Raw genomic sequence first — 2,025 nt, 5'->3', positions numbered from 1 at the left:
CGCCAAGGCCCTCCTTGCTGAAGTAGTTCGGGTCGAGATCGGCGGCGGCTTGGAAGTCCAGGATCGAGATTTCGTCCTCGTCGGCGCCGAAATCCATCGGCCCGGCGAAGGTGGCGGCGGCGCGCGGCGCATGGCCTTTTGCCAACAGCGCCGAAAGACGATCGTCATCTCCGTCCTTCACTTCATGCCTGGCCAGCAGTTCGAACAGCTTTGCGTCGGCGGCCTTCATGTCGGCTTCTTCCGCTTCGCTCGCCTTGCGCTCGCGGTAGTAGAGATGATCGACATTCATGTCGTGATGATGCAACGTCCAGCCTGCCACTTGCGCTTCGGGAAAATAGGGATTGCGGTCGGCGGCATGCAGCCAGGCGCAGCCGATGTCGAAAGGCACGCCGAAATGCTGGTCGCTGGTCCAGGCTCGCCCGCCGATTCGGTCCATCGCTTCGAGCAGCGTGAAGGAAAGCCCCGCCGCCTGCAGGGTTTTGGCAGCGGCAAGACCCGCCGAGCCGGCGCCGATGATGACGACATCAACGTCTTGCATGCAGCCCCCTTGCCACAATAATCACTTGATCCTAGGCAAATTCCACGGCATTCGCCAGCATTGCAGCGGTGACAGTGACAAGTGCGCGTTTCGCTGGCAAGTTCGCAATTGGGACGTGATTCAGGCAACCAGGAGATCAACATGGCAATTCTTGCCAAGGGAAAGATGTTTGCAGCGGCCGCGATGGCGGTGCTTGCGCTGGCGACGGGCGCACAGGCAGCGGCCAGCTGCGGCAAGACCGGCGCCGGCTTCGAGGCCTGGAAGCAGGACTTTGCCGCGCAGGCCAGGTCGGAAGGTGTGGGCGCCAAGGGGCTGGCCGCTCTGGCCGGGGCGAACTACGCGACAAAGACCATCTCCGTCGACCGCGGCATTCACAAGGCCTTCAGCGGCTCGGTGGACGATTTCATGCGGCGGCGCGGCGGCGCGGCGATTATCTCCAAGGGCCGGTCGCTGAAAAAGTCGAATGCGGCGCTGTTCTCCAAGATCGAAGCGAATTACGGCGTGTCGCCGGGCGTGTTGCTGGCCATCTGGGGTATGGAAACCGGCTTCGGTTCGGCCATGGGCAACCAGAACACCGTCTCTGCGATTTTGACGCTTGCCTATGATTGCCGCCGCCCGGGGTTCTTCTACCCGCATGCGATCGCCGCCCTGAAGCTGGTCGATCGCGGGGCGTTGACAGCCTCGTCGGTCGGGGCCGCGCATGGCGAGATCGGACACACGCAGTTCCTGCCAGGAAACGTCCTGAAATATGGCGTCGGCGGCGGAAACCTGCGCGACAAGGGCACGGCGCTGGCTTCCACTGCCAACTTCCTCAAGGGCCATGGCTGGCGGGCAGGTGCGAGCGCGAGTGCGAATATGGGCGCGATTGCCGGCTGGAATTCCGCGAGCGTCTATCAGCAGGCCATCGCCCGCATTGCCACGGCGATCGACGGCGATTGACGGAACATGCACCGGGCAGAAGGCCCCGGCCATTTTTGACTTGATCGAAAACCCGGCGTGAATGCCGGGTTTTTATTTGATTTCGAGCGTGTAGGAGCAGCCGGCCAGGGTCTTGCCGGGATGGGACTCGACGGTCGAGACGTTGAGCTTGACGTCGGTGGAGAAGGTCAATCCTTCCGACTCTTCGGTGCTTTGGACAACGACCTTTTCGCCAAGGAATTTTTGCGGCGTGGAAAACACGGCCATGACGTCGAGTTCTTTTGCAAGCTCCGGCGCGGCAACGCCGTCGAGCACGGCCATCGGCCCCGCAGCGGTAAACACGATCGATCCTGTCTCGCGGTTGAACACGCGGATTTTGGCCGGCAGTTCGTATTGGCTGAGAAACGGATTGGCGGAGGCAACCTCCTTCCAGCCAAGCGTTTCAACGGCACCCGGTGCGCTGGACAGCCACAGGGCAAAGTCGTTGTAAGTCGGAACGTCCGCCCTGCACTCGATCAGCGCGGGAAGGTCAAGAGAGGCGGGGTCGAACTCCTGGCCGGCGGCCGGCG

General features: G+C 62.5%; 3 protein-coding genes. 1 reads left to right on the top strand and 2 read right to left on the bottom strand.

Annotation, left to right across the window (positions count from 1 at the left end; genetic code table 11):
• Nucleotides 1-538: FAD-dependent oxidoreductase (locus tag EN949_RS34885; protein ID WP_127371974.1), on the bottom strand; the 538-nt coding region annotated here is incomplete at its 3' end.
• Nucleotides 539-679: 141 nt separating this feature from the next.
• Between EN949_RS34885 and EN949_RS34880 the strand changes: the two genes are divergently transcribed.
• On the top strand, nt 680-1,477 hold the full coding sequence (locus EN949_RS34880) for a lytic transglycosylase domain-containing protein (protein ID WP_024504026.1): 798 nt from the start codon (nt 680-682) through the stop codon (nt 1,475-1,477).
• A 72-nt stretch (nt 1,478-1,549) separates the two neighbouring features.
• On the opposite strand, the gene EN949_RS34875 is transcribed toward EN949_RS34880, so the two are convergent.
• Nucleotides 1,550-2,025: hypothetical protein (locus tag EN949_RS34875; RefSeq protein ID WP_127371973.1), on the bottom strand; the 476-nt coding region annotated here is incomplete at its 5' end.

The sequence above is a fragment of the Mesorhizobium sp. M7A.F.Ca.US.007.01.2.1 genome, assembly GCF_003998165.1.
Classification (GTDB): domain Bacteria; phylum Pseudomonadota; class Alphaproteobacteria; order Rhizobiales; family Rhizobiaceae; genus Mesorhizobium; species Mesorhizobium ciceri.
This window is presented reverse-complemented; position numbering and strand designations above follow the sequence as displayed.

Coding starts and splice junctions, on each gene's coding strand:
- EN949_RS34880 (WP_024504026.1), top strand. CDS start 680: ATGGCAATTCTTGCCAAGGGAAAGATGTTTGCAGCGGCCGCGATGGCG.